The 26,700-nt window shown below is 39.7% G+C and carries 26 protein-coding genes; 21 read left to right on the top strand and 5 right to left on the bottom strand.

The window, feature by feature from the left end:
* Positions 1-39: 39 nt before the first annotated feature.
* From obgE to pheA, 3 genes are read left to right on the top strand one after another with little or no spacing between them, the layout of a single operon-like run.
* Positions 40-1,326, top strand: coding sequence for a GTPase ObgE (gene obgE, locus ACFX4W_RS08745; RefSeq protein WP_013085117.1), 1,287 nt, complete (start codon positions 40-42; stop codon positions 1,324-1,326).
* Positions 1,327-1,359: 33 nt separating this feature from the next.
* A complete protein-coding gene (locus ACFX4W_RS08750) occupies positions 1,360-1,809 on the top strand; it encodes an ACT domain-containing protein (protein ID WP_013059332.1) in 450 nt (149 codons plus the stop codon).
* A gap of 28 nt (positions 1,810-1,837) precedes the next feature.
* Positions 1,838-2,710, top strand: a complete 873-nt coding sequence (gene pheA / locus ACFX4W_RS08755; RefSeq protein WP_028410569.1) for a prephenate dehydratase — start codon at positions 1,838-1,840, stop codon at positions 2,708-2,710.
* Positions 2,711-2,738: 28 nt separating this feature from the next.
* Here pheA and ACFX4W_RS08760 read toward each other — a convergent pair whose 3' ends face one another.
* Positions 2,739-3,284 (bottom strand): transcription repressor NadR, encoded by a 546-nt coding sequence (locus ACFX4W_RS08760; RefSeq protein WP_043976116.1) that lies wholly within the window; start codon positions 3,282-3,284, stop codon positions 2,739-2,741.
* A gap of 15 nt (positions 3,285-3,299) precedes the next feature.
* Complete coding sequence (locus ACFX4W_RS08765; RefSeq protein ID WP_043976118.1) at positions 3,300-4,436, bottom strand: IscS subfamily cysteine desulfurase; 1,137 nt, start codon at positions 4,434-4,436, stop codon at positions 3,300-3,302.
* A gap of 89 nt (positions 4,437-4,525) precedes the next feature.
* Between ACFX4W_RS08765 and nadB the strand changes: the two genes are divergently transcribed.
* The 6 genes from nadB to ACFX4W_RS08795 all read left to right on the top strand — a co-directional run bounded on the left by nadB (position 4,526) and on the right by ACFX4W_RS08795 (position 11,261).
* Positions 4,526-6,070, top strand: a complete 1,545-nt coding sequence (gene nadB / locus ACFX4W_RS08770) for an L-aspartate oxidase (RefSeq protein WP_043976120.1) — start codon at positions 4,526-4,528, stop codon at positions 6,068-6,070.
* A 36-nt stretch (positions 6,071-6,106) separates the two neighbouring features.
* Entirely contained in the window at positions 6,107-7,000 is an 894-nt protein-coding gene (gene nadC, locus ACFX4W_RS08775; protein WP_025750594.1) for a carboxylating nicotinate-nucleotide diphosphorylase, read from the top strand.
* On the top strand, positions 6,957-8,057 hold the full coding sequence (nadA, locus tag ACFX4W_RS08780) for a quinolinate synthase NadA (RefSeq protein ID WP_043976122.1): 1,101 nt from the start codon (positions 6,957-6,959) through the stop codon (positions 8,055-8,057). The genes nadC and nadA overlap by 44 nt, the downstream gene beginning before the upstream one ends.
* Before the next feature lie 214 nt (positions 8,058-8,271).
* Positions 8,272-9,552 (top strand): SafA/ExsA family spore coat assembly protein, encoded by a 1,281-nt coding sequence (gene safA, locus ACFX4W_RS08785; RefSeq protein WP_043976124.1) that lies wholly within the window; start codon positions 8,272-8,274, stop codon positions 9,550-9,552.
* Positions 9,542-10,507: a phosphotransferase gene (locus tag ACFX4W_RS08790; RefSeq protein ID WP_241771328.1), complete on the top strand. Its 966-nt coding sequence runs from the start codon at positions 9,542-9,544 to the stop codon at positions 10,505-10,507. Before safA ends, ACFX4W_RS08790 begins: the two co-directional genes overlap by 11 nt.
* 94 nt (positions 10,508-10,601) lie before the next feature.
* Complete coding sequence (locus ACFX4W_RS08795; RefSeq protein ID WP_013059324.1) at positions 10,602-11,261, top strand: YhcN/YlaJ family sporulation lipoprotein; 660 nt, start codon at positions 10,602-10,604, stop codon at positions 11,259-11,261.
* Positions 11,262-11,365: 104 nt separating this feature from the next.
* Here the strand turns inward: ACFX4W_RS08795 and ACFX4W_RS08800 are convergent, their stop codons facing one another.
* Positions 11,366-12,445 carry a YsnF/AvaK domain-containing protein gene (locus tag ACFX4W_RS08800; RefSeq protein WP_043976126.1) on the bottom strand — a complete coding sequence of 360 codons (1,080 nt, stop codon included), beginning with the start codon at positions 12,443-12,445 and terminating at the stop codon, positions 11,366-11,368.
* Positions 12,446-12,736: 291 nt separating this feature from the next.
* Here ACFX4W_RS08800 and ACFX4W_RS08805 point away from each other — a divergent pair, with 291 nt between their 5' ends.
* The 7 genes from ACFX4W_RS08805 (at position 12,737) to yajC (ending at position 17,948) form a co-directional block, all read left to right on the top strand.
* Positions 12,737-13,273 carry a BofC C-terminal domain-containing protein gene (locus ACFX4W_RS08805; protein WP_052500271.1) on the top strand — a complete coding sequence of 179 codons (537 nt, stop codon included), beginning with the start codon at positions 12,737-12,739 and terminating at the stop codon, positions 13,271-13,273.
* Positions 13,274-13,570: 297 nt separating this feature from the next.
* Positions 13,571-14,182: a Holliday junction branch migration protein RuvA gene (ruvA, locus tag ACFX4W_RS08810; protein WP_013059321.1), complete on the top strand. Its 612-nt coding sequence runs from the start codon at positions 13,571-13,573 to the stop codon at positions 14,180-14,182.
* Between the two features lie 16 nt (positions 14,183-14,198).
* Positions 14,199-15,200, top strand: coding sequence for a Holliday junction branch migration DNA helicase RuvB (ruvB, locus tag ACFX4W_RS08815; protein ID WP_013059320.1), 1,002 nt, complete (start codon positions 14,199-14,201; stop codon positions 15,198-15,200).
* Positions 15,197-15,397, top strand: a complete 201-nt coding sequence (locus ACFX4W_RS08820; RefSeq protein ID WP_013059319.1) for a DUF2905 domain-containing protein — start codon at positions 15,197-15,199, stop codon at positions 15,395-15,397. The genes ruvB and ACFX4W_RS08820 overlap by 4 nt, the downstream gene beginning before the upstream one ends.
* A 23-nt stretch (positions 15,398-15,420) precedes the next feature.
* A complete protein-coding gene (queA, locus tag ACFX4W_RS08825; protein ID WP_043976128.1) occupies positions 15,421-16,449 on the top strand; it encodes a tRNA preQ1(34) S-adenosylmethionine ribosyltransferase-isomerase QueA in 1,029 nt (342 codons plus the stop codon).
* 23 nt (positions 16,450-16,472) lie between these two features.
* A complete protein-coding gene (gene tgt / locus ACFX4W_RS08830; RefSeq protein ID WP_013059317.1) occupies positions 16,473-17,612 on the top strand; it encodes a tRNA guanosine(34) transglycosylase Tgt in 1,140 nt (379 codons plus the stop codon).
* A 72-nt stretch (positions 17,613-17,684) separates the two neighbouring features.
* The gene (yajC, locus tag ACFX4W_RS08835) at positions 17,685-17,948 is read left to right on the top strand and encodes a preprotein translocase subunit YajC (RefSeq protein WP_013059316.1); all 264 of its coding nucleotides are present in this window, start codon (positions 17,685-17,687) and stop codon (positions 17,946-17,948) included.
* 35 nt (positions 17,949-17,983) lie between these two features.
* On the opposite strand, the gene ACFX4W_RS08840 is transcribed toward yajC, so the two are convergent.
* Positions 17,984-18,367: a TIGR04086 family membrane protein gene (locus ACFX4W_RS08840; protein WP_014458132.1), complete on the bottom strand. Its 384-nt coding sequence runs from the start codon at positions 18,365-18,367 to the stop codon at positions 17,984-17,986.
* 146 nt (positions 18,368-18,513) lie between these two features.
* Between ACFX4W_RS08840 and ACFX4W_RS08845 the strand changes: the two genes are divergently transcribed.
* Positions 18,514-19,167 carry a DUF421 domain-containing protein gene (locus tag ACFX4W_RS08845; protein WP_405105263.1) on the top strand — a complete coding sequence of 218 codons (654 nt, stop codon included), beginning with the start codon at positions 18,514-18,516 and terminating at the stop codon, positions 19,165-19,167.
* A 20-nt stretch (positions 19,168-19,187) separates the two neighbouring features.
* Here ACFX4W_RS08845 and spoVB read toward each other — a convergent pair whose 3' ends face one another.
* Positions 19,188-20,738 carry a stage V sporulation protein B gene (gene spoVB / locus ACFX4W_RS08850; protein ID WP_322552438.1) on the bottom strand — a complete coding sequence of 517 codons (1,551 nt, stop codon included), beginning with the start codon at positions 20,736-20,738 and terminating at the stop codon, positions 19,188-19,190.
* A 124-nt stretch (positions 20,739-20,862) separates the two neighbouring features.
* On the opposite strand from spoVB, the gene ACFX4W_RS08855 reads away from it, so the two are divergent.
* The 4 genes from ACFX4W_RS08855 (at position 20,863) to ACFX4W_RS08870 (ending at position 26,542) form a co-directional block, all read left to right on the top strand.
* Positions 20,863-21,156: a post-transcriptional regulator gene (locus tag ACFX4W_RS08855; RefSeq protein WP_025750585.1), complete on the top strand. Its 294-nt coding sequence runs from the start codon at positions 20,863-20,865 to the stop codon at positions 21,154-21,156.
* 137 nt (positions 21,157-21,293) lie between these two features.
* Positions 21,294-23,531 (top strand): protein translocase subunit SecDF, encoded by a 2,238-nt coding sequence (gene secDF, locus ACFX4W_RS08860; protein ID WP_237074117.1) that lies wholly within the window; start codon positions 21,294-21,296, stop codon positions 23,529-23,531.
* Positions 23,532-23,671: 140 nt separating this feature from the next.
* Positions 23,672-26,014: a single-stranded-DNA-specific exonuclease RecJ gene (gene recJ, locus ACFX4W_RS08865; protein ID WP_237074118.1), complete on the top strand. Its 2,343-nt coding sequence runs from the start codon at positions 23,672-23,674 to the stop codon at positions 26,012-26,014.
* Positions 26,015-26,029: 15 nt separating this feature from the next.
* On the top strand, positions 26,030-26,542 hold the full coding sequence (locus ACFX4W_RS08870) for an adenine phosphoribosyltransferase (protein ID WP_013059309.1): 513 nt from the start codon (positions 26,030-26,032) through the stop codon (positions 26,540-26,542).
* Positions 26,543-26,700 lie beyond the last annotated feature (158 nt).

The raw sequence follows: 26,700 nt of genomic DNA on the forward strand, positions 1-26,700 counted from the left end.
TATTGCAGGAGCTAAGATATAGAACGGAGTGAAAAAGAAATGTTTGTAGATCAGGTCAAGGTATATGTAAAAGGTGGCGACGGAGGAAATGGAATGGTTGCCTTTCGTCGCGAAAAGTACGTACCAAAAGGAGGTCCTGCAGGTGGTGACGGTGGTCACGGTGCAGATGTCATCTTTGAAGTAGAAGAAGGATTGCGTACGCTGATGGATTTCCGCTATAAGCGTCACTTTAAAGCAAGCCGCGGTGAACATGGAATGTCAAAAGGACAGCACGGACGTAACGCTGAGCCGATGGTTGTAAAAGTTCCACCAGGTACGGTTGTGTTAGATGAAGATACGAACGAAACGATTGCTGATTTAGTTGAGCACGGCCAGCGCGCAGTGATTGCTAAAGGTGGACGCGGAGGGCGTGGGAATACGCGTTTTGCTACACCTGCAAATCCAGCACCGGAGCTTTCAGAAAATGGAGAGCCAGGTAAAGAGAGAAATGTAATTCTTGAATTAAAAGTATTAGCCGATGTAGGATTAGTTGGTTTTCCAAGTGTTGGAAAGTCAACGTTATTATCCGTAACGTCTGCTGCAAAGCCAAAAATTGCTGAATATCATTTTACAACAATTAATCCGAATTTAGGAGTAGTTGAAACAGAAGATAATCGCAGTTTTGTGATGGCAGATTTACCAGGGCTAATCGAAGGTGCACATGAAGGTGTAGGATTAGGTCATCAGTTTTTACGTCACATTGAACGTACCCGCGTTATTGTCCATGTAATCGATATGTCAGGTTTAGAAGGCCGTGATCCATATGAAGATTACTTAACCATCAATGAAGAGCTGCGTCAATATAATATGCGTTTAACAGAACGTCCGCAAGTAGTGGTAGCAAATAAAATGGATATCCCGCAAGCTGAAGAGAATCTAGCTGCATTCAAAGAAAAAGTAGGAGACGAAGTGAAAGTCTTTCCAATTTCTGCAGCAACGCGTAATGGAATCCGCGAACTGTTATTTACAGTAGCTGATCTTGTAGAAACTACGCCGGAATTCCCAATGCAAGAAGAGGAAGATCTATCTATGCACCGCGTACTGTACAAGCATGAAAAGAAAGAAGTGGAATTTGTTATTACGCGTGATAGCGATGGCTCATACGTATTAAGCGGTGAAAAAATCGAAAAATTATTCAAGATGACTGACTTCTCACGTGAAGAATCCGTTCGTCGATTTGCGCGTCAGCTTCGAGGCATGGGCGTCGATGAAGCCCTTCGTGAACGAGGAGCAAAAGATGGCGATATTGTAAAGCTGTTTGAATATGAATTTGAATTTATTGACTAATTGTTGTTCATAGGATAAGGGGAGGGGCTTTACTTGCATAAGAGCGATAAGCAGTTTTATTTAGTTCGCGAAGATGTATTACCAGAAGCGATGAAAAAAACATTGGATGCGAAGCTGTTAATTGAACGGGGAAAAGCTGAATCGGTAGCAGATGCTGTACAAGCCGTAGACTTGAGTCGCAGTGCTTTTTATAAGTACCGCGACACGGTCTTTCCGTTTCAGACGGTTGTCAAACAGCGAATTATTTCATTATTTTTTCATATTGAAGATCGATCAGGAACTTTATCACATTTATTAAGCACCGTTGCATCATCAGGATGCAATGTGTTAACGATTCACCAAACCATCCCTTTACAAGGGCGTGCCAACGTAACTCTTTCATTAGATACAGCAAGCATGAATGTTGAATTAAATGAAATGCTGCGAAGACTGAAAAGCTTAGAGTTTGTAGATAAAGTGGACGTGCTTGGTTCAGGGGCATAATGGCAAACAGATATAGATAAGGAGAGGCATGATTGTGGGGAAAGTAGGATATTTAGGACCAAAGGCAACATTTACACATGTAGCCGTCCAAGGCGTATTTAAACAGCACGACCATATTCCATACAAAACAATTCCAGCATGCATTGATGCAGTGGATAACGGAGAAATTGAGTATGGAATTGTACCGTTAGAAAATGCACTTGAAGGATCTGTAAATTTAACACTTGATTATCTTATTCATGAACGTCGTCTGCCGATTGTTGGAGAAATTGTGCTTCCAATTCGTCAGCATTTAATGGTTCATCCATCTCGTGCAGAACAGTGGAAAAACATTGAAACGATTTATTCTCATCCTCATGCAATTGCGCAGTGTCATAAATTTTTACACGGAGAATGTACGTCAACTGCAGTAGAAGAGATGACATCAACGGCGTTTGCTGCTAAGTATGTAAGCGAACACCCTGAGCTTAATATTGGAGCTATTGCGAATGGGTTAGCAGCACATGAATATGGATTACATATTGCCTGCCCGAACATTCATGATTATGATCATAATACAACGAGGTTTGTTATTTTGCATAAAGATGGAGCGCAAGAGGTGCCGTTTTTAGCTGGAAATGGGTGCAAGACCACGTTAATGATTACACTTCCATCTGATCAGGCAGGAGCACTTCATCAAGTGCTTTCAGCTTTCTCCTGGCGTAAGCTAAATCTGTCTAAAATAGAATCCCGTCCTATGAAAACAGGGCTTGGAAACTATTTCTTTATCGTTGATATTGAACAAAAAATGGATGAAGTATTAATCCCTGGGGCTATGGCTGAACTTGAGGCACTAGGCTGTAGCGTAGAGCTTTTAGGAAGCTATCCCCATACACTACTTGAAACAGAAATCCCGCTTTAAAGCGGGATTTTTTTGTTATAACACCTTTTTATTCATTCGAAACTAAATAGCCTTCCGCTTCAAGAGCTAAGCAGGCAGCATTCAGTTTTTCAATTGTATCTGCTTCAATCGTATGAAGGTGAATCCCATCTGTTAGCTGAGATAAATAAGTTGCGTTTGTTTCTTGAATTTTTTCTATAAACGTTTCTACTTCTTTTCGGGTTTGAATCATAACGGAAGCAGTTAATTCACCATACACAGGATGTTCAACGGTTACATCTTTTACGAGAACGCCGTGGTCAACAAGCAGGAGAAGCTCCTTTTTAGCATCTTCTGGCGTATGCTGACAGGCAATAATTCGCTGATGCACGGTAGTTTGAGATGGATTTTGAATGTAAATATATCCTTGGCTTGTTGCGATAATGGGCTCATTTTTAGCTTTAAGCAGCGAAATATCTTGTACAATGACTTGGCGGCTAACGTTCGTTCGTTTCGAAAGCTCACTGCCTGTCATTGGTTTATTCTCTGTTTGTAACCATTGTAGAATAAGTTCTCTTCTTTCTTCTCCAAGAATTTTCTTTTGAGTTCCTGGCACCTTTAATCCCTCCTTTTACACTGTCATAAATTCTTGCTGTAATAAATGAAAAACGGATATGAGTCGATCAATATGCTTAAACGTTGAATGTTGACTGAATGAAATACGTACAAAGTTCTTAGCATTCTCAGTCGATTTGCCAATCGCAAGCAGAGAAGCTAATGGTTCCTGCTGATTTACATGACAGGCACTTCCCGTAGATATAGCAATTCCGTGACGATTACATTGTAACATAACATATTGACCCTGTATGTTTGAAAACGTCAGTCCAATAATTCCAGGAAAATGAGAGTTCCCAAGGCCTTCTACTTCTATAAAAGGAGCAAGAGGCTCTAGGTTTTCCAGTAAGTACGATTTTAAGCGTTCATAATGGCTTCGGGCGGTCTTCATTTCTGCATATGCGCATTCAGCTGCTGCAGTAAAGGCAGCAATGCCCGCTGTATTTACAGTCCCAGGGCGAAAGCCTTTTTCATGAGTTGCTTTATGGTAAATAGGCTTCCAAGAAGAACTTGAATTCATGTATACCATTCCTACACCTTTTGGTCCGTAAATTTTATGACTAGAGACTGAGATGCTATCAGCTTTCAGCTTTTTAACATCAATAGGAAGCTTACCAAAAGATTGAACACAATCACAGTGAAAGAGAATTTCTTTTTTAGATAAAAAATGGCCAATATCCTCAACTGGCTGAATTGTACCGAGCTCATGATTGATATGCTGAATGGCTACTAGCACAGTGTCAGGTCGAATCGTCTTCTTTAAGTCGTCTACAGACACAACTCCGCTTTGATCTACAGGTACATAAGATAGGGAAAATCCTTCTTTTTCAAGCTGCTGCAACGTATGAAGGACTGAAGAATGTTCAAGCTTCGTTGTCACTATATGTTTTCTTTCATCATTTTTTCCTTTTAAAAGAGAATGAATAGCTAAGTAATTAGCTTCTGTTCCCCCGCTTGTAAAAAAAAGATCATCCTCTCGGCAATTTACTAACAGGCTTAATTTTTTTCTGCATAGCGTCAGTAAATTTTCTGCTTGTGTTCCAAGTGTGTGAAGACTGCTGGAGTTTCCATAATAGCTTGTTGCCGCTTCAGTATATACCTCAATTGCTTCTTGTCTCATTGGCGTTGTTGCTGCATAGTCCAGATAAATCATTTTCTCCCTCCGATAAAAAAACTTCTTGTCTTTCATTTAATAATATGTAAATATAGGTGTCAAGACACATGTAAATAAAGAGGTGTAAAATGTTAGAGGCGGATGTTTTAATTATTGGAAGCGGATTAGCAGCGTTTTCTGCAGCTTATGAACTGTGTCGTCATAACAGAGTTGTAATGGTAACGAAAGGGAAACTTGACCGCAATAACTCAGTTCTTGCTCAAGGCGGAGTAGCAGCTGCTATTGGAAGCAGCGATCACTGGAGTGAACATCTCTATGATACGTTGGTTGCGGGCAATAAGCATTGCAATGAACAAGCGGTACGCACTTTAGTGGAAGAAGGTGCGGCTGTAGTAAATGAATTGATTCATAAAGGAATGAAGTTTGATAAAAATCCAGATGGTACGCTGCATTTTGGAAAAGAAGGAGCCCATCGTACGAATCGTATTCTCCATGCAGGTGGGGATGCAACAGGACAAGCGCTGTTCGCTTTTTTGAAAAAAGAAGTACTGCCATATATTACAGTCATTGAAAACGAAATGATTCAGCATTTAATAACTGTAGATGGAACGTGCAGAGGTGCTATCGGACAAGGTGAAAACAACAAAATTACTATATATCATGCTCGTCAAACGGTTATTGCTACCGGAGGAATCGGCGCTTTGTACAAGCATACATCCAACCAGCCGCTGGCGACAGGAGATGGGCTAGCGCTTGCGTACAGGGCTGGAGCAAAATTAGCGGACTTAGAATTTGTTCAGTTTCATCCGACGCTTTTGTATCAAAAGGAAGCGAAAGGTCTAGTATCCGAAGCAGTTCGAGGCGAAGGTGGCGTGCTGGTAAATGAATGGAATGAACGCATAATGGAAGGCGTTCATCCCTTTAAGGATTTAGCACCGCGAGATGTTGTAGCAAGGACAATTTTTAATGAAATGAAAAAAGGAAGATCCGTATTTTTAGACATTGAAAAAGTGGCTCATTTCCAACAAAAATTTCCTACGATTACGTCACTGTGTCGGAAGTATAAAATTCAACTGGACAAAAAACGAATACCTGTTACTCCCGGCGCACATTTTTTAATGGGTGGAATTGAAGTAGATGGTTACGGACAAACAAGTGTTGAAGGATTGTATGCCGTGGGGGAAGCTTCTTCTACAGGCGTTCATGGAGCAAATCGTCTAGCAAGCAATTCATTGTTAGAGTGTCTTGTATTTGGAAAACGGACAGGGCGTCATATTTTACATAAAGCGAGAACGATATCTCGTTATCCCCCCGTCCGTTACGTCTATAAAGACATGCCTAAAACACTGCCTGCCACAAGACAAATTCAGCATAAAATGATGGATTGTGTAGGAATCATTCGTCATGAAAACGAATTGTCTACTATTGTGCATGAATTCACAAATTATCTAGATGGAATACCTCTTGACCAAGAAGTTATATATTCGAGGAAAGCTGCGACCATCTGCAATATGCTAGCTACAGGTCTGCTTATTGCAGAGTCCTCTCTTGCAAGAAAAGAAAGTAGAGGAGGTCATTACCGAAGTGACTTTCCGCATGAAAACCAAGAATGGGAGCATAAGCGAATTATTAAGCAGTCTGCTGCTTCAACAAAACAATCATTGATTTTATAAGCAAGAAAATCTAAAAAGAAAGGTGAAGGTAGCACAATGAACACGTTGAAATTACAAAAACTATTGCAGTCTTTTTTTATAGAAGACATTGGAGATGGAGATATAACCTGTGAAGCTATTTTTTCTCCGTCTGACCAAGGGGAAGCTGTGTTCACGGCAAAGCAATCAGGTATTATCGCAGGTGTGGAATTGATTAAAGAAGGATTTCATTTAATAGACCCTGACGTGAAAGTGAATTTGGAGAAAAAAGATGGAGATGTTCTTAATCCTGGAGATAAAATAGCTACCGTTTCAGGACCCGTGCGATCTATTTTGACCGGTGAACGGGTAATCTTAAACTTACTTCAAAGAATGAGTGGCATTGCCACGATGACGCACAAAGCCGTAGCGCTGCTTGGCAGCTCACATACGCGTATATGTGACACGCGAAAAACAACGCCTGGTATGCGAATGTTAGAGAAGTATGCCGTTCGTGCTGGAGGAGGTTATAATCATCGTTTTGGATTGTACGATGGCGTCATGTTAAAAGATAACCATATTGCACATGCAGGATCTATTCTAGACGCTGTTGTGAAAGTAAGAGAGCAGGTTGGACATATGGTTAAGGTGGAAGTAGAAATTGAAAACAAAAGTCAGTTGCTAGAAGCAATAGAGGCAGGAGCAGATGTCATTATGTTCGATAACTGTTCTCCAGAAGTCATTAAAGATTGGATACCACTGGTTCCCGCTCATATTGTCACAGAAGCATCCGGTGGAATTACGCTTGGCACGCTCCATTCTTTTAGGGACAGCGGAGTGGACTATATTTCACTTGGAGCTTTAACGCATTCAGCAGGGGCTATCGATATCAGCTTGGACTTATTAACAGAAAGGGGAACAGGAAATCATGAGTTTATTACAAACGCTTCAGCAGCAAACGCTGCCCGCTAAATATATAGAGCTCACAGAAAATGAAATGAAAAGAAGAGTACTAGAAATCAAGAAAAAGCTCGGAAGCAAATTGTTTCTGCTCGGCCATCATTATCAAAAAGATGAAGTGTACGAATTTGCAGATGCGGTAGGAGACTCCTTACAGCTGGCTCAAATAGCAGCTGAAAATAGAGAAGCTGAGCATATTGTGTTTTGCGGCGTTCACTTCATGGCAGAAACAGCTGATATTTTAACAGCTGAAAATCAAAAAGTCATTTTACCCGATATGCGAGCTGGCTGTTCAATGGCTGATATGGCTACTATTCAGCAAACAGAAAAGGCATGGCCTGTCTTACAGGATCTTTTCGGAGATACGATTATTCCGCTTACGTATGTGAATTCTACAGCTGCAATTAAATCTTTTGTGGGCGAACATGATGGGGCAACTGTAACATCTTCAAATGCAAAAAATATGGTGGAGTGGGCATTTTCTAAAAAAGAGCGCATTCTCTTTTTACCAGATCAGCATTTGGGCAGAAACACAGCTTATGATTTAGGTGTTGGACTAGATGAAATGGCCATTTGGAATCCTATTGAAGAAATGCTTGAATATGAAGGGGATATAAACAATATCAAGGTGATTCTGTGGAAAGGTCACTGTTCTGTGCACGAAAATTTCACGGTTAAAAATATTGATTATTTACGCGAGAAGCAGCCTGAGATGAATATTATTGTTCATCCTGAATGTTCTTATGAAGTGGTGCAAAAATCAGATTATGCAGGTTCTACAAAATATATTATTGATACAATTGAAAAAGCCCCTTCAGGCTCTAAATGGGCCATTGGCACGGAAATGAACTTAGTAAAACGGATTATCAACAGTCATCCGGATAAAGAAATTGTTTCGCTTAATCCCTATATGTGTCCTTGTTTGACGATGAACCGAATTGATTTGCCTCACTTGCTTTGGGCTTTAGAAAGCATCGAAGAAGGAACAGAAGTGAATCAAATCAAGGTGGATAAACATACAGCACAAGGGGCGATCAAAGCGCTAACGAATATGTTAGAACGAGCATAAAGATTTTTAAGACAATTAAAAAGAGAAGGTCTAAAAGAAGACTTATTGACATATTGTTTGTGTTGATAAGTCTTTTTTTCTTTATCATAAAAACTTGAACCAAACTGTGGGCAAAATGAATAAAAAAATGGTTCAAGGCATATCTTGTGATGAACAAACAGAACTTACTTTGATTTTGCACATATAGATGGCAGAGACTCTACTCGGGAGGGGAATGACGTTGAAAATCCATATCGTTCAAAAAGGGGATACCCTTTGGAAAATCGCTGAAAAGTATGGGGTTAATTTTGAAGAGTTAAAAAAAGCGAATTCTCAATTAAGCAATCCAGACATGATCATGCCTGGAATGAAAATTAAAGTGCCGACAAGCGGAGTGCCTGTTCAAAAAGAAGGAGCTCCTTCACCTGGTATAAAAGAAATGCCTAAAGTTCAACACCCTTATAGTGACCAATCCACAAAAGCTTATCCAGTAACGGAAATTGATGAAAGTCCGGATGAGAAAAAGTCAGCTAATCAGCCTGCTCAAACACCGTTTATGCAACCGATAAAAGAAGCACCAATCGCACAGCCAAAGAAAGAAGCACCGATTGCTCAACCGAAAAAGGAAGCGCCGATTGCGCAGCCAAAGAAAGAAGCGCCGGTCGCGCAGCCTAAAAAAGAAGCACCCATTGCGCAGCCTAAAAAAGAAATGCCAGTTGCGCCAAAGCTTCCTAAATTAAAGCCAATTGCACCTGAGATTGATATTAACAATTATTACACCGTTAATATGGCGATGCAGGCTCCAAAAAAAGAAGCACCAAAAGAACTACCTAAGCATGAATCGCCAGAAAGTCCAGAGATGGAGAGTATAGAAATGCCTCCTCAAATGCCATGTTACCCAATCATGCCGATATCGCCTGTAATGCCAGGCTGCGGATTTAATTATATGCCGTGTCATCCGCCAATGTATGCACCGCAGCCATATCCAATGCCAATGTATCAACAGGCTCCAATGTATCATCACGGTTATGAAAACGAGTCGTTCGAAGAACATGCGATGGGCGCTCACATGGCACCGATGCCAATGTATCCAATGATGCCACACAGCTGCTATGGACCGGTACAATGTTCTCCTTGTCCGCCTCCATGGGGATATCAGCAGCCCGTTTATCCGGCCTATCATCAAGCACCGATGTATCCACAAGTACAAGGAGCTATGACAGGTGGCCATTATGAAAGTTCTTCCGATGGTTATGGAAACGCGCCTTACCATTATGGGCAGCACTATGCGCCACAGCAGCAAGGAGACTGCGGCTGCGGTGAACCAAGACCTGAAGACTATGCACCACAGCAGCCTTATCCACAGTACCAACAGCAGGTACCTTATGGCTTTCAGGACCCAAGGGCACCCTATCCAGCCCCATATGGCATGATTGGTGTACCTCCGTATCCTGCGTTTGACCCAAATGCATTTAGTATTCCAGAATATGATGAGTACGACGAAGATGAAGATTGATTATTATACACGAGACGATTTTAATTTAAATCGTCTCTTTCTCTATTTGAAAAAAAGAGATATTCACGTTGAGACCTATCGTATGAAAAAGCCTCATGTCATCATAGCGGATACGAATAAAGGAAAAAAAGTAATAAAAGCATACAGAGACAAAAGTAAAATTGAACATGTTTATCATTTTTTATCTCAGATTCAACAAGGGTACGCTGTTAATTTCGAAGCTTACCCAGAAGGTGAACTTTATATAAAGGACCGTCATTTGTATTGGGCGATGATGCCTTTTGTTAAGCAAGTAAAAGAGGTAACGTATGAAAGTTTTCAGGATCGCGAAGAAGTATTACAAGCATTGATCCGCTATCATGGAGAAGTTCATAAAAAGAAACTAGCCGCGTATACCAAGCTTTCTGAGTATGATCTTATTTTAAAATGGAAAAAGCGGCTTTCCTCTTTTCGAGAAACCTCACATATATTTAGGGAATTTAATCAATTTCATGTATATAAAGACATTGTGAATTGGGGAGAAAAAGCTTTAGTCTTAATGGAACGTTTCAAAGATAGTGAGTTGAACTGTTCCATTATTCACGGTGACGTTGCTTCACATAATTTCTTGAAAACAAACCACTTGGGTATTGTTATGATTGATTTTGACTTATCGGCTAAAGCTCCTGCTCTTTATGACTATGTTCAGCTTGTGCAGCGCTTTTTGCCTTACGTCCAGTGGTCGATGAAAGAACTACTTCAACACTCGAAAATAAAAGAATTAAGCAAGCAGCGTTTTTTTCTTGCTTCTTTACTATTTCCATCGATGCTGATGAGAAACTGGAATATAAATGCCTCTGCTTTATCATGGGCAAATCGCCAAAGGTTAATGCAACAATCAGTCGAAGAATGGTCACAGCGTACACATTTTTATCGAGTGATTTACCAGCACTTACAAAACCTACATGACATGTAAAGAGTTTATAAACACTTCATCGAATAAGAAACGGCTCGTCTTTTAATCCTAATAGTAAGCTCAGAGTAAATAGAGCTTAAAATAGGGGGCGATTATGTTGAATAGGTATGTAGCAACTTCTTTAGCTTTTGCATGTATGATGGGACTTGGCGCTTGCAATAACAAAGACCAAGGTATGGAACAGCGCTATACAGATACGACACAGCCTGTTGGGTATCATACAAATGAAAAAGCGAATGAACATCGCGTAGATAATCCGAAAGGTCCAATGACTGAAGTTTTAGATGGGAATGGAACACCTAATTATCCGTTAAACGTAAGTGATGGACGTTTTGACAATCCGACAAACCCTTATGGAAACATCAATAATACAAATGATCGTACAAATGGCGTTGCTAATATGTATTATGGTGAAGATTATCCAAGAGACTTTACGGAAAAAGTGGCTGATCGGGCTGCAAGCGTTAAAGGTGTAGAAAATAGTCGCGCCGTTGTCCGTGGAGATCAGCTATTAGTTGCTGTGGATCCGGCCAAAGACATAAATAACGGCCGTTTAAAACAAAACGTGCTCGATAAAGTAAAGCCTATTGCAAAGGACTACAATGTTCAAGTAAAAGTAGATCATGATGTATTTATGAACGCTCGCTCTCTTGATGACGATATTCGAAATGGAAAAGACCGAAATACGATTCAAACTAATTTCAATGGTCTATTTGAATCAGTCGATGAGAATGTCAATCATAAACATCGTTAAATGAAGAAGCAGCTGTCTGTGAAGGACGGCTGTTTTTTTTGATGAGAAGACATATAAAAAAGCTGCCATTGAAGCCAGGCAGCTATTCCTCGAACATGTAACTATTAATTTTTCTTGTTAGAAGCAGATTTGTTTGTTGTTTTGGATTCCGCTTCTTCCTTTTGAGCGTTAGTTTCATTTTGTTTGAGGCGACCTTCTCTTTTTTTCGTATCTGCTGGTGCCGTAGCGACACTCTTTGTATTTTTTACATTTTTTGCAGAAGAGCTTGTCTCATTAGCTTGTGTGTTTGGCTTCTCGTTGTTAGTTGTCTGACTATTTTCGTATTCAGTTTCCACGTCGCTTGCTAGAGCTGCAGAAACTTGAGCGTAAGTATGGTCTGTATAGTTCATCATATTTTCGTATACTTCAGGGCTCGCGAGTCCATCAGGTTCTACGCTTGCTTCTTCTTTTTTAATTGTTTCAGTCCATTCTTTTGTTTCTTGAATAAGTTTTTTTCCTATAATTACTTCTTCAACAATAACTGGTCTTTTGGTTATTTCCACTCGTTCTTCCATGATTGGAACACGAATAATTTCATCTTCTGTAAGTGGCCCAGCGTTATAGTCTCCATCAACTACAGGGCGACGTTCAATATAAAACTCTTCTCTCGTAACAGGAACGTGTACAGTTCTTTCTTCCTCTATTACTTTTTTGTGGAGTTTTACTTCACCCACTTGGACGCGTTCTTTTAAGACATCTAATTTTTCTTCACGTAGTTGGACGGCTCTATGCTCGTTGTGTTCCGTATAGGTTCCGTACGCTGGAGTTTGTTCAGAGCTTACGGCATCTATCAAGATTAGAATTTTACCAGCAGCTACATCTGTTTCGCACTGCACGGCTGAGAAGTCTGGTATGCCCATGCGGATTAATTTTGATTTCAAGCCGTTTCCTTGTTTGAGCCCCATGCCGCCTGTCATCATGGTAAAAAAGTTATCCATCATGACGCCAGCTAATGAACTTACGGCAGGTGAACCAGCTTCAATAATTACATTTGTATCGTGACCTATTTGAAATGTATTGCTTTTACTGTTAGAAATAACCATAATGTCTGTTTCTCGATAACCTTGACGCTTTAAATTATGGATAACATCTAAAGCTTCTTTCTCTGAAAAAAAAGTTCCGACTACACGTTTATTCATTCTCATTACTTCAGCTCCCTTTTTTATGAAAATAGATAATAGAAGTCCTTACAATTACTTCCACTATGTACATACCCTGCGAAAATTTAATTAAAACGTTCAAGAGAAAATTTTACAAAAAGTGTGCAAATGTAACAAATACGCCATGTTTTCTTAACATAATATCGTAAAAGGGATTTGCTTCATAAAATAAGAGGATAAAAGAAAATAAGTAGGTCAAACTATTAGTGTAGATTTTCACAAAACCTTTTTAGATAATACTAAAAAGAGTATGATTAACGTGTGAGGTGAAGGTGAGTGAAGAAAGTCATTCATCAAGCAGCTTTTTTAATGCTAGTAAGTATTGTGCTTTGTATAATGCCATACCGTGCAGATGCGAATGAAAAGGAGCCGATGACATTATTTCTTGAGCGCGTGTATGTGGATGGAGTTGTAAGTCAAGAGATGATCAAAAGCCCTTCTATGACGAAAAAACAATTAATGAAAAAATATAAAAATTGGCGACTGCTTAAAGAAACGGATCAAGAGCTAGTTTTTAGAACAAGCATAGACGATATTTCACCTATTTTAAAAGAGAACGGTTATGTAGGGCTTTCTGTTAACGGTATTCTCTCAGCATTTGAAGGCAAACCAGCTTCGTCGCAGCACATTATACAATCGTTTTTTCAAATTGACATCAAAAGGCTTGAGAGCTATCAGCATGAACAATTAAAGAAAGGTATTCGCGTTCAATCAAAAGATGAATATCTTTCCCTCATTAATTTCTATAAAATCTATCAGCTCCAGCAGCGGCCGCTTTCAATCAAGCAGCCGTTTTTTAGTATGGTAAAATAATTATTGAATGCAACATTCTAAATTGCTTCTATTTGCTTTTGGCGATATGTTAAAATGGTATTCAGCAGTCTAGTATTGTATATATTTTAAAAGGTCATTCATCAATAAAAGTGTGCGGTTCTATTTTTTATAGCTATTGTAAAAATAGGTTGGCAAAGATGAAAAGAGGCAAACGTTCTCTTGAACGTCTTTTTAAAAAGCAGCTTTAAAGGAAAATAGAGAACGATGCGGGCAGGATTCTTCGTAGGCAAAGTGGAAGGTCACTGCCCGCGCGTACGTGATTAAGGAGAGAGCTTATTGTTTGATTATATCAAAGGTACTGTTACATATATAAATCCTGAGTATGTAGTAATCGAAAACAATGGGATAGGCTATCAAGTCTTTACGCCGAATCCATATGTATTTTCAATTGATGAACAACCAAAGACGGTTTACACCTATCAATATGTAAGAGAAGACGTAATTGCACTTTACGGGTTTGCTTCCCGAGAACAAAAGGATTTATTTATGAAGTTAATTAGCGTGTCAGGAATTGGCCCAAAAGGCGGTTTAGCTATTTTAGCGTCAGGTAATCCAGCGCAGGTTGTCCAAGCTGTGGAAGAGGAAGATGAGAAGTTTTTAGTTAAGTTTCCAGGAGTAGGTAAAAAAACAGCTCGACAGATGATTCTAGATTTAAAAGGAAAGCTGCATGATATTGTACCAGATGCCGTTCCTTCTTTATTCGCAGATTTGGACGCACAAGAAGTCAAATCTCAAAGTTCAGAAGCACTGGATGAAGCGATTGAAGCACTTAAAGTATTAGGTTATGCAGAAAGAGAAATCAAAAAAATTGTTCCGGCTTTAATGAAGGAAACGATGACAACGGATCAGTATATTAAAGAAGCGTTAAAGCGATTATTGAAACAATAAGTAAGGGAGGAGTAAAATGGACGATCGTATTGTAACGGGAGATGTTCTTGGTGAAGAAGAAATCATCGAGCAAAGTTTGCGGCCGCAAACCTTACAGCAGTATATTGGTCAGCATAAAGTAAAATCCCATCTGGACATTTTTATTAAAGCTGCCAAAATGCGAAGCGAAACGTTAGATCACGTGCTTTTATATGGTCCTCCAGGATTGGGGAAAACAACTCTTGCTACTATTATCGCTAATGAAATGGGCGTGCAAATCCGAACGACCTCAGGACCAGCTATTGAGCGTCCAGGCGATTTAGCCGCAGTTTTAACCAGCTTAGAGCCTGGAGATGTGCTTTTTATTGATGAAATTCATCGATTAAATCGTTCGGTTGAAGAAGTACTGTACCCAGCAATGGAAGATTTCTGTTTAGATATTGTTATTGGAAAAGGACCGAGTGCACGTTCCGTCCGTCTGGATTTGCCTCCGTTTACGCTAGTAGGTGCAACGACAAGAGCAGGGCTTTTATCTTCTCCTTTGCGTGATCGATTCGGCGTTTTAAGCCGTTTAGAATATTACCAAGAAGAAGATCTTGCTTCGATAGTGGAAAGGACAGCCGCTATTTTAGATGTAGAGATTGATGAGAAAGCTACGTTTGAGATGGCTAGGCGTGCTAGGGGAACCCCGCGTATTGCGAATCGCTTGCTTCGAAGAGTCAGAGATTTTGCTCAGGTCAAAGGAGACGGAGCCATAACCGAAAGGCTTGCCAACGAAGCATTAGAAATGTTGCAGGTGGACCGTTTAGGTCTTGATCATATTGACCATAAATTATTAAGAGGGATTATCGAAAAATTTAGGGGCGGACCTGTAGGGTTAGACACCATATCGGCTACTATTGGTGAAGAGTCTCACACAATTGAAGACGTATACGAGCCGTATCTATTACAAATCGGCTTTTTGCAGCGAACGCCGCGAGGACGAATTGTGACGCCTTTGGTTTATGATCATTTTCAGCTGGAGGTGCCTGATCAGTGAATGATATGCCTAAGATGCTTATCACATTAGGGGGCATTTTAGTCGTCATTGGGCTGTTATGGCAGTTCGTTGGCAAGCTTCCTGGCGATATTTTTATCAAAAAAGGAAATACAACCTTTTATTTCCCGATTGTGACATGTATTCTAGTAAGCGTTGTGTTATCACTTATTTTTTATGTAATTGGCAAATTTAAATAATTAAGTAGAAACAGGTGAACATTTTGAAAGTAGATTTATTTGATTTTCATTTACCAGAAGAATTGATTGCCCAAACGCCGCTTGAGCAGCGAGATGCGTCAAGACTCATGGTATTAAACAAGGAAACAGGAAGTGTGAAGCATCATATGTTTCATGACCTTCTTGATTATGTGCAAGAAGGAGATTGTTTAGTGTTAAACGACACGCGTGTTCTTCCTGCACGATTATTTGGGACAAAAGAAGATACAGGTGCTAATATTGAAGTATTGCTTTTAAAACAAACACAAGGCGATACGTGGGAGACGCTTGTAAAACCGGCTAAGCGAGTAAAAGAAGGCACGGTTATTTCGTTTGGTGACGGACGTCTGACAGCTGTATGTAAAGAAACGAGCGACCAAGGCGGACGTTTGTTGGAATTCAACTATGAAGGCATCTTTTATGAGGTTCTGGAACAACTGGGAGAAATGCCGCTGCCGCCTTATATTAAAGAACGCTTGGATGATCAAGAGCGCTACCAAACGGTTTTTGCTCGCGAACAAGGTTCTGCAGCAGCGCCAACAGCAGGTCTTCACTTTACAGAAGAGATGCTTGAACAGTTAAAAGAAAAAGGTGTGCATATTGCATTTTTAACGCTTCATGTCGGATTGGGTACATTCCGTCCAGTCAGCGTTGACGACTTAGAAGAGCACGATATGCACTCAGAGTTTTATCAAGTGAGTGAAGGAACCGCTGCTTTACTAAACAGCGTACGTGAAAAAGGCGGTCGCATTATTTCAGTAGGCACAACTTCTACCCGTACCCTTGAAACGATTGCAACTGAGCATAACGGCAAATTTGTTGCTTCTTCAGGCTGGACCAACATTTTTATCTTCCCAGGGTATGAATTTAAAGCAATTGATGGAATGATTACAAATTTCCACCTTCCAAAATCTACGCTCATTATGCTTGTAAGTGCCTTAGCAGGAAGAGAAAACGTCATTTCTGCCTATGAACAAGCTGTAGCAGAGAGGTATCGCTTTTTCAGCTTCGGCGACGCGATGCTAATTTTGTAATTTAACATGAAAGGAATACATCAATGACAGCAATTCGTTACGAACATATAAAAACTTGTAAACAAACAGGAGCGCGTTTAGGGATTGTCCATACGCCTCACGGCTCATTTGAAACACCTATTTTTATGCCGGTAGGCACATTAGCTACAGTAAAAACAATGTCTCCGGAAGATTTAAAAGCAATGGGAGCAGGCATTATTTTAAGTAATACGTATCATTTATGGCTTCGTCCTGGTCATGAAATTGTTAAAAAAGCGGGAGGCCTTCATAAATTTATGAACTGGGATCGTCCCATCTTAACGGATTCAGGCGGCTTCCAAGTTTTTAGCTTAAGTGATTTGCGCCGTATTGAAGAAGAAGGCGTCCATTTCCGCAACCATTTGAATGGAGACAAGCTTTTCTTATCTCCAGAAAAAGCGATGGACATTCAAAATGCGCTTGGGTCTGATATTATGATGGCATTTGATGAATGCCCACCTTATCCAGCAGAATATGACTACTTAAAACGTTCAGTTGAACGCACAAGCCGCTGGGCAGAGCGATGCCTTGAGGCTCACAGCCGCCCTCAAGACCAAGGTCTTTTTGGAATTGTTCAAGGCGGAGAGTTTGAAGATTTACGCCGTCAAAGTGCAGCTGATTTAGTTTCAATGGACTTCCCAGGTTATGCTGTGGGAGGGCTGTCGGTTGGAGAACCAAAAGATGTGATGAATCGTGTGCTTGAGTTTACGACGCCATACTTACCAACCGATAAACCACGTTATTTAATGGGAGTAGGATCACCTGACTCGTTAATTGATGGAGCGATTCGCGGGATCGATATGTTTGATTGCGTATTACCAACGCGTATTGCACGTAACGGAACGCTTATGACAAGCGAAGGTCGTCTTGTTGTTAAAAATGCAAAATATGCAGAAGACTTCGGTCCGATTGATCCAAACTGTGACTGCTACACGTGTCAAAATTATTCAAGAGCGTATATTCGCCACTTAATTCGTTGTAATGAAACGTTTGGAATTCGTTTAACATCTTACCATAACTTATATTTTCTGCTAAACTTAATGGAGCAAGTCCGTGAAGCCATTCGCGAAGACCGACTTGGCGATTTCCGTGATGAGTTCTTTGAAAAATATGGGTTTAACGGTCCAGACGCAAAGAATTTCTAGGTCACTACAGGAATTTTCATCAAATTTATGAATGAGTACCTGTTGATAATATAAATAAAAGGAGGAGTTTTCATGGGTGTTTTACAAAATATTTGGCCATTACTTTTAATGTTTGTCATTTTCTATTTCTTGTTAATCCGTCCACAGCAAAAACGTCAAAAAAACGTACAGCAAATGCAATCAGCACTTAAAAAAGGCGATAAAGTTGTAACGATTGGCGGTATGCACGGTTTGGTAGACGCAATCGATGAGTCACAAGTTGTGGTTCGCAGCACTGACGGTTCAAAATTAACGTTTGACCGCAATGCTATTCGTGAAGTAAGAAGCGTAGATTAATAAAAAAACGTCACGTACATGTACGTGACGTTTTTTTATGCTTCTCGTGAACCGGCAATGTTTACGCCAACAATTCCCCCTAGAATAGCGACTCCAATAAATCCAGCGTGAAATAAAAGCTGCTGTGCAGAAAACAGGTGACTATAGCCGAGAAATTGTAGTAAAAACATTAAAAAAGAATAAGAAATACCAGTGGCTCCTCCAACGAGAAGTCCTTTTGAACCGTTTCGTCCTCCCGCGATAAATCCTCCGATAAACAGTGTAATAAATGAGAGAATAAGTAAAAATAAACGGACCGACTGTTCTTCAAGCGATGTAAACTTTAAAATAAGCGAAAAGATAATGCTAATCGCTAAAGCCATCACTAAGATTGTTGCTACTCCTGCAAATACAGCGTTGCTCATTCGTTTTGCACCCAACTTGTTTCCCCCTCATGAAATAAAAAGATAGGTGAACCCTTAGTACGAGCATATTCGGGATGACTTCAAAATAGACGCATAAAAGTAAGGCTATTTTAAAATAAATGGTACAAACTACAAGGGAATACATAAAGGAGGTCTTTGCAGTGGAACTATTGATCATGGTTGCGCGAACCGTGCTTTTATACGTAGTAGTTTTAATTATTTTTCGCGTCATGGGTAAAAGGGAAATAGGAGAGCTGAGCATTTTGGATTTAGTTGTCTTTATTATGATTGCTGAAATGGCAGTAATGGCTATTGAAAACCCAAAAGATCCTTTGCTGTATTCAATTCTTCCGATGTTAACGCTTCTTATTATTCAAATCGGCTTAGCTATATGGTCTCTTAAAAGCAATCGAATGCGAAATTTTATTGATGGCAAACCTAGTATTATCATTGAAAACGGAAAAATAAACGAACATGAAATGAAAAGGCAGCGATATAACTTCAATGACTTGCTCGTGCAGCTGCGTGATAAAAATATAAAAAATGTAGCTGATGTTGAATTTGCTATTTTAGAATCTTCAGGAAGGCTATCCGTATTTGAGAAAGATCAGCAATCAGGTGAAAAAGGCAATTTGAATTTGCCTTTTATCATTGACGGCATTATTCAAGAAGAGCATCTGCTGCATGAACATAAAACGACGGAATGGTTAAGGACAGAGCTGGAAAAGCGAGGGTATTCAAACTTAGATAAGATTTCATATTGCAGCTACGACAACGGAAAATTTTTTATAGATTTGGTAGATGTGAAACAATAAAACGCGGATTGCTCCGCGTTTTATTTTCGTTTAAAATAGCGTAAAAAAGAAAAACGGTTTAATTCTTCTTTTGTTATCAGTCTAAAAAGCAGCAAAAACAGTACGTATACAACGCTTGTAAGTGCAATCGATAAAACGGTTCGTAAGCTCAAAGGGATGGAAATAAAAAGGTTCATATAAGCGAAGTGTCCGGTAAAACCTGATATTCCCATTACAGAAAAACTGCGAAGATACTCAAACACATGAATCTTATACGTGATTTTTTTCATGACGGTAGACAGGTGTAAAAGAGTGACAAGCATCATTCCCACAACAATTGCAAGACCAGCTCCCATAATGCCTAGGTTTGGCTGAGTTGCGAGTAAGAAGATAAGAGATGTTTTGACCGCTGCTCCTATAAAACTGTTAATCATGGCGGCTTTTGCAAGGTCTAGCGCCTGCAGAACAGCTTGAAGCGGCCCTTGAAAGTAATAAAAGATAAAAAAAGGCGCCATGACTTTGACAAAAATAGCAGCTTTGTCAGAACCATACATCAATTCCATTACCGGATTAGCAAATACATAAAGAACAACAACGGCTAGCCCACCTGTTACAAACGACAAGCGGAGAGCTTGATGAAGCCGATATTCGATTTGCTTCATTTGATTCTGTGCAAGAGATTCACTGATTGCGGGAACCAAAGACGTGGATAGAGACACCGTTACAAAAGAAGGCAGCATCAGGAGAGGGAGTGCAAAGCCTGTTAATTCTCCGTACTGCTTAGTTGCTACAGCTGTCGCTACTCCTGCAATTGCTAAACTTTGAGCTACTACAATCGGTTCTAAAAACCAAGAAATTGACCCAATCATGCGGCTTCCTGTCGTGGGAAGAGCAATTCGCATTAAGTCAAAGAACGTATCTTTGCCCGCATGTAAAGAAGCAAAAAATTTTCGTCTTACCGTTATTTTCTTCTTTCGCTTGAACATAAACATCATATAAAACAGTGAAGCTAGTTCTCCAAATACGGAAGATAGCATAGCACCAGCCGCAGCGTACTCAATTCCATAGGGCAAAAATGCTTTTGTACATACGGCAATTAACGTAATGCGCACCACTTGTTCGATAATTTGAGAATAAGCAGCAGGCTTCATTTGCTGCTTTCCTTGAAAATATCCACGGATGACAGACGAGACGGCGATGATTGGAATAACTGGAATAATCGCAAGCAGCGGATAGATCGTACGTGAATCTGTAAAGAAGGTTTTTGCTACAACGGGAGCGAATAATATTAGTCCGAGCGTAAATAAAACGCTCAGCGTACACGTAATACTTAAAGAGACGACAAGTATTTTTTTTATTTTATGCCTGTCACCTAAAGCTTCTGCTTCTGCCACTAACTTGGATATGGCAACCGGTAGCCCAAGCTGTGTTAAGGTGATTACTAATACCAGCGTGGGGACCGCCATCATATAAAGTCCCACACCTTCGTCTCCAATCATTCGAGCCACCACAATTCGATTGACAAACCCGAGTACACGTGTAATTAAGCCAGCAATTATTAAAATAATAGTTCCCTGTAAAAATTTAGACATATACTCACTGCTTTCTTGAGGTTTATACAGTGAATATATGCGCCCCCGGTGTCCAAGCATGACAAGTATTCCTCATACGAGAAAGAAATTTTACGCGAAATGTCAAACAGAAAGGAGGATCGATATGACACATCCATTTATTTCAGCTTCGAAAGAACTTATACAGCCTGTCTTATCCAGCAAAATGGAAGAATTTCATATGCTTGGATATGAAGAAGTAACGGAGAACGATTTATTGAGTTATTTAGAAATGAAAAAATGGAAAAAAGAAAAGGAGCTATCTCTCCATCAAGTGGTAAATGATATTTTATCTGTTAAGATCACGCAGGTGATGAGCTATGTAACAATTGAATCTTATAAATCTGATATGTTCTCAAGTGTTAATAATGGAGAAGACTGGAAAGAATTATTAAAGTAGAGTTTGTAAAATACATGTATTAAAATTTGATAAGGTCTTTATTTGACAGACATTAGGTTATGAATGATAATTAGATTGGTCATTTATCTATTGTTATCATTTCATGTTTTTTACATAAGAAGGAGGATTTTCTGTCGATGGTTAAAAGAGGACGTATCGTTGCCTTTTTCCTCTTAGTACTGCTTGTGTTTAGTACAATCGGAACAACGATGACTGGAATTACAAAAGATATTAAACTTGGCCTCGACCTTCAAGGTGGATTTGAAATTTTATATAAAGTCAGTCCAGCTAAAAAAGGCGATGTCATTGACAAAAAGGCACTTAACAGCACGGTTGAAGCGCTGCGTCAACGTGTCGATGTACTGGGAGTTAGTGAGCCTAGCATTCAAATTGAAGGGAATGACCGTATCCGCGTTCAGCTAGCTGGTGTCACGAATCAAAAGCAAGCCAGGGATCTGTTATCAACTCAAGCAAACTTAACGTTCCGTGACGTGAACGATAAGGTGTTGATGGATGGTACAGACTTAGCGCAAGGCGGAGCAAAGCAATCGTTTGACCAAAGCAATCAGCCTAGCGTCTCACTAAAGTTAAAAAATGCGAAAAAATTTGAAAAGATCACGCGAGAGCTTTCTCAAAAACCAGCACCTAACAATTTAATTGTCATTTGGCTGGACTATGAAGAAGGAAAAGACTCGTACCAAAAAGAAGCGACAAAACAAAATCCGAAGTATCTATCTGCAGCCTCTGTTAGCAGCGTGTTAACACAGCCAGATGTTGAGATTTCAGGTGGAAACTTCACAGTGAAAAGTGCAACACAGCTGGCGGAATTACTAAACGCCGGGTCGCTGCCGGTTAAATTGGATGAGCTATACTCTACATCCGTTGGAGCACAGTTTGGAGAAGAAGCTCTTCACACGACTATATTAGCGGGTATTATCGGCATCGGAATTATCTTCCTTTACATGCTGTTTTTCTACCGTTTACCGGGGCTTATTGCTATTATTACACTCAGTTTCTATATCTACTTGAACTTAGTTGTATTTGACTTGATGCACGTGGTTATGACGCTTCCAGGTATCGCGGCTCTTATTCTCGGCGTAGGTATGGCAGTAGATGCGAATATCATTACCTACGAGCGGATTAAAGATGAACTCAAAACAGGAAGGTCTGTTATATCTGCATACCGGGCAGGAAATCGTCGCTCTCTTGCGACCATTTTTGATGCCAATATTACAACGATGCTAGCGGCTCTTGTATTGTTCTTTTATGGTCAAAGTTCAGTAAAAGGATTTGCTACAACGTTAATGATCGGGATTGTACTAAGCTTTATTACGGCCGTATACGGTACGCGGTTATTAATGAGTCTTTTAGTAAACAGCCGCTGGTTTGATAAAAAACCAGGCTACTTTGGCGTAAAGAAAGAACAAATTCACGACCTAAGTAAAGACGACGGCACAACCGTTTTGCCTACAGCATGGGATAAACTTGATTTTGTTAAATACCGTAAAGCATTCTTCACGTTCTCAAGCGTGCTTGTTATTATCGGTATTATCTCGGTTGTTGTGTTCAGATTGAACCTTGGTATTGACTTTACGAGCGGAACTCGTATAGAGATTCCAGCAAATCATACCGTTACACAGTCTGAGATACAGGGTGAAATGAAGTCCCTTAATATCAAAACGGATGACGTAGTCATTACAGGAAAAGGTAATGACACGGGTGTCGTACGTGTAGTTGGGGTCTTGAATAAAAAAGAAATTGCCAATTTAAAAGATCATTTTAAAGATAAATATGGTTCTGAACCAAATGTAAGCACCGTTTCGCCGACGGTTGGAAAAGAACTGGCGAAAAATGCAATGATGGCAATTGCCATTGCTTCAATTGGAATTATCATCTATGTAACGATACGGTTTGAGTTTTACATGGCACTTGCAGCTGTGCTTGCCCTGTTGCATGATGCGTTCTTTATCGTTACGGTCTTCAGCTTAACGAAGTTAGAGGTTGATTTAACGTTTATTGCCGCTGTCTTGACGATTGTTGGTTACTCAATTAACGATACGATTGTTACGTTTGACCGCATTCGTGAAAATATGCAGAAATTTAAATCCAAAACGTTTGACGACTTAGCGTTTATCGTAAATCTAAGTTTGCGTGAAACGTTTACTCGTTCGATGAATACCGTGTTAACAGTTGTGATTGCAGTTGTAGCACTTCTTCTATTCGGAAGTGAATCGATTCAAAACTTCTCAATTGCTCTGTTAGTAGGTTTAATCCTTGGTGCATATTCATCTGTGTTTATTGCTGCTCAGCTATGGCTTGTGTGGAAAGGAAAACAGTTGAAGCGTGAGGAACAAAAAGAAGTAGAAAGCAAGTAATTCAAAAACGTGCGAAGTATTCGCACGTTTTTTTGTGCGTGAAAATTCAAGACGTACTGTCAGAAAAATGTGCTTATTTTCTTTCGTTGCTCCATTTCATCCACTCTAGTATAATAATGTGGGTTAAGGGGTGAAGAGACATGTTACAGTCAAAAAAACGTTGGAATGTTCAAGAATGTGATGAACAACTTGTTAATGAATTTGTAGAAAACCTCAATATTACACCTCTAGTAGCTTCGTTATTACTTAATAGAGGCATGACAACAGTAGAAGCGGCGCGTGAGTTTTTACACGTTGATGCACAAACGTTCCACGATCCGTTTTTGTTGCACGATATGGACAAAGCAGTAGCTCGTATTCAGCAAGCAATTGATCATAATGAAAAAATTATGATCTATGGAGATTACGATGCTGACGGCGTCAGCAGCACTTCTGTTATGTTATCTGCTTTACAGCAGCTTGGAGCTGATGTTGATTTTTATATTCCTAATCGCTTTACAGAAGGTTATGGGCCGAATAAGGCGGCATTTGATAAAATAAACGCGGGCGGCTATCAGCTGGTGATTACGGTCGACACAGGTATTTCGGCAGTCGAAGAAACTGCGTATGCACGTGAATTAAATTTTGATTTAATTATTACCGATCACCACGAGCCAGGGCCAGTTTTACCGGATGCTTATGCAATTATTCATCCAAAGCTGCCGGGAAGTACATATCCATTTAAAGAACTGGCAGGTGTAGGGGTGGCTTTTAAACTCGCTCATGCGCTGTTAGGGGAGCTTCCAGAACATTTGTTAGAACTAGCAGTAATTGGGACAATTGCTGACTTAGTTCCTTTAGTCGACGAAAACCGCTTAATTGCTCGCAAAGGTCTTGATTATCTCAAGCTCACGAAGCGCACCGGAATTGAAGCGCTGCTGAGCGTATGTGGAGTAAAACGTGAAGAAATTAATGAGGATACAATTGGATTTGCGATGGCTCCTCGCATTAATGCAGTAGGACGTCTTCAAGATGCGGATCCAGCTGTTCATTTGCTTATGACGACAAATGCTGAAGAGGCAAAAGGTTTAGCTAAAGAAATTGATGCGTTAAACAAGGAAAGGCAGCAAATCGTAAACGATATTACAGAAGAAGCCGTTGAATTTGTTGAGAGTATGTATCCTCCGGGTGAAAACAGCGTTCTTATTGTAGAGGGAGAAGGATGGAATGCAGGCGTTGTTGGAATTGTCGCTTCTAGGCTCGTAGAAAAATTCTACAGACCAACAATTGTACTAAGTATTGACTCTGAAAACCGTATTGCCAAGGGTTCAGCAAGAAGTATCGAAGGTTTTGACTTATTCGCGAACTTATCTAAGTGCCGTGACATTTTGCCACATTTTGGAGGGCACCCAATGGCAGCCGGCATGACATTAAACAGCGATGATGTAGAAGAGCTGCGCAGACGTCTTAATGAACAAGCAAGCAACGTGTTAACCGAACAGGATTTTATTCCAATTACATCAGTTGATACAGTATGCACAACAGAGGAAATTACGCTGGAAAACATTGAACAAATGAGTGCGCTTGCTCCATTTGGTATGCATAACCCGAAGCCAAAAGTTCTCATTAAAGATGTTCATACAACATCTATGCGGAAAATTGGTGCTAATAAAAATCATTTAAAACTCGTGTTTGAAGACAGCGGTGTATCGGTTGATGCAGTAGGATTTGGGTTAGGCTATATATTAGATGAAGTATCTCCTATAGCTAAAGTATCATTAGTAGGTGAACTATCTATTAATGAGTGGAATAATATGCGCAAGCCGCAGCTGATGGTGGAAGATATTTCTGTAGATGAATGGCAGATGTTTGATTATCGCAGTGCAGTTGATGTCAAACGTTTCTTTCAGCAGGTATTTACGGATCAAATGAAAGTTGTTGCTTTCCACGCTTCAACAATTGATAAATACAAGTCGTTGCTGCCGATGGAGCATGTTGTTCTTATTCAAGATGAAGAACAGGCAAAAGCATGTATGTTTGCAAGGGAACAAATCGTTTTATTAGATTTGCCTCCTTCACAGAAATGGCTTGAATGTTTGTTTGTCCAAGGTATCCCTTCTAGACTATACGCTATTTTCTTAACGGAAGAAGACCATTATTTTGATACAATCCCAACTCGCGATCATTTTAAATGGTTTTACGGCTTTTTAGCGAAAAAGGGTCCATTTGATTTAAAACGCTACAAAGAAGATTTAGCGATTCATAAGGGCTGGTCAAAAGAAACGATTGATTTTATGGCAAAGGTGTTTTTTGAGTTAGAATTTGTTACAATAAACAATGGCTTAATTTCGTTAGTGAAAAATTCTGCGAAACGTGATTTAATAGAATCTGCGACTTATCGCCAAAAGCAGCAGCAGATTGAAATAGAAAAAAACTTTATTTATACGTCATATGTACAGCTTAAAAATCAATTTCAAGATATTTTTAAGCGTTCGATGGAATGAGGAGGCAACATTAGAATGAATTTTAAAGATTATATTACAATTGTACCTGACTGGCCAAAACCAGGTATTACATTTAAAGATATCTCAACATTAATGGACAATGGTGATGCATACCGTGCCGCAACGGATGAGATTGTAAAATATGCGAATGATAAACAAGTTGATATTATCGTAGGACCGGAAGCTCGCGGATTTATCGTTGGTTGTCCAGTAGCATATGCGTTAGGTATCGGTTTTGCACCTGTTCGTAAAGAAGGAAAATTACCGCGTGAAGTAATCAAAGTAGATTACGGTTTAGAATACGGTAAAGACGTATTAACGATTCACAAAGATGCAATTAAGCCAGGTCAGCGCGTGTTGATTACAGATGATTTATTAGCAACAGGCGGTACAATTGAAGCGACAATTAAGCTTGTCGAAGAATTAGGCGGAATTGTTGTTGGAGCTGCGTTCTTAATTGAACTTTCTTACCTTGATGGCCGTGACAAACTAGACGGTTATGATGTATTCACATTAATGACGTATTAAGAAGAACGATCACATAAAGAAGAGTACCTGATACAGGTGCTCTTTTTTCGTTAAAAAACGTTAATACGTAAAATGGAAATGATGTAAATTTGATAAATTAAACGCAAAGGCTTTACATCCTTGGATTTTTTCAAGATAATAGTTACAATATGAATTAA

Source organism: Priestia sp. YIM B13489 (assembly GCF_042787645.1).
Classification (GTDB): domain Bacteria; phylum Bacillota; class Bacilli; order Bacillales; family Bacillaceae_H; genus Priestia; species Priestia megaterium.

Excerpts from the sequence above, each read along its gene's own strand:
- yajC (WP_013059316.1), top strand. The coding sequence starts at position 17,685 with ATGGGTGTTTTACAAAATATTTGGCCATTACTTTTAATGTTTGTCATT.
- safA (WP_043976124.1), top strand. The coding sequence starts at position 8,272 with ATGACGTTGAAAATCCATATCGTTCAAAAAGGGGATACCCTTTGGAAA.
- nadB (WP_043976120.1), top strand. The coding sequence starts at position 4,526 with ATGTTAGAGGCGGATGTTTTAATTATTGGAAGCGGATTAGCAGCGTTT.
- ACFX4W_RS08870 (WP_013059309.1), top strand. The coding sequence starts at position 26,030 with ATGAATTTTAAAGATTATATTACAATTGTACCTGACTGGCCAAAACCA.
- ACFX4W_RS08765 (WP_043976118.1), bottom strand. The coding sequence starts at position 4,436 with ATGATTTATCTGGACTATGCAGCAACAACGCCAATGAGACAAGAAGCA.
- tgt (WP_013059317.1), top strand. The coding sequence starts at position 16,473 with ATGACAGCAATTCGTTACGAACATATAAAAACTTGTAAACAAACAGGA.
- pheA (WP_028410569.1), top strand. The coding sequence starts at position 1,838 with ATGATTGTGGGGAAAGTAGGATATTTAGGACCAAAGGCAACATTTACA.
- spoVB (WP_322552438.1), bottom strand. The coding sequence starts at position 20,738 with ATGTCTAAATTTTTACAGGGAACTATTATTTTAATAATTGCTGGCTTA.
- recJ (WP_237074118.1), top strand. The coding sequence starts at position 23,672 with ATGTTACAGTCAAAAAAACGTTGGAATGTTCAAGAATGTGATGAACAA.
- secDF (WP_237074117.1), top strand. The coding sequence starts at position 21,294 with ATGGTTAAAAGAGGACGTATCGTTGCCTTTTTCCTCTTAGTACTGCTT.
- ACFX4W_RS08855 (WP_025750585.1), top strand. The coding sequence starts at position 20,863 with ATGACACATCCATTTATTTCAGCTTCGAAAGAACTTATACAGCCTGTC.
- nadC (WP_025750594.1), top strand. The coding sequence starts at position 6,107 with ATGAACACGTTGAAATTACAAAAACTATTGCAGTCTTTTTTTATAGAA.
- nadA (WP_043976122.1), top strand. The coding sequence starts at position 6,957 with ATGAGTTTATTACAAACGCTTCAGCAGCAAACGCTGCCCGCTAAATAT.
- ACFX4W_RS08800 (WP_043976126.1), bottom strand. The coding sequence starts at position 12,445 with ATGAGAATGAATAAACGTGTAGTCGGAACTTTTTTTTCAGAGAAAGAA.
- ACFX4W_RS08790 (WP_241771328.1), top strand. The coding sequence starts at position 9,542 with ATGAAGATTGATTATTATACACGAGACGATTTTAATTTAAATCGTCTC.
- ACFX4W_RS08795 (WP_013059324.1), top strand. The coding sequence starts at position 10,602 with ATGTTGAATAGGTATGTAGCAACTTCTTTAGCTTTTGCATGTATGATG.
- obgE (WP_013085117.1), top strand. The coding sequence starts at position 40 with ATGTTTGTAGATCAGGTCAAGGTATATGTAAAAGGTGGCGACGGAGGA.
- ruvB (WP_013059320.1), top strand. The coding sequence starts at position 14,199 with ATGGACGATCGTATTGTAACGGGAGATGTTCTTGGTGAAGAAGAAATC.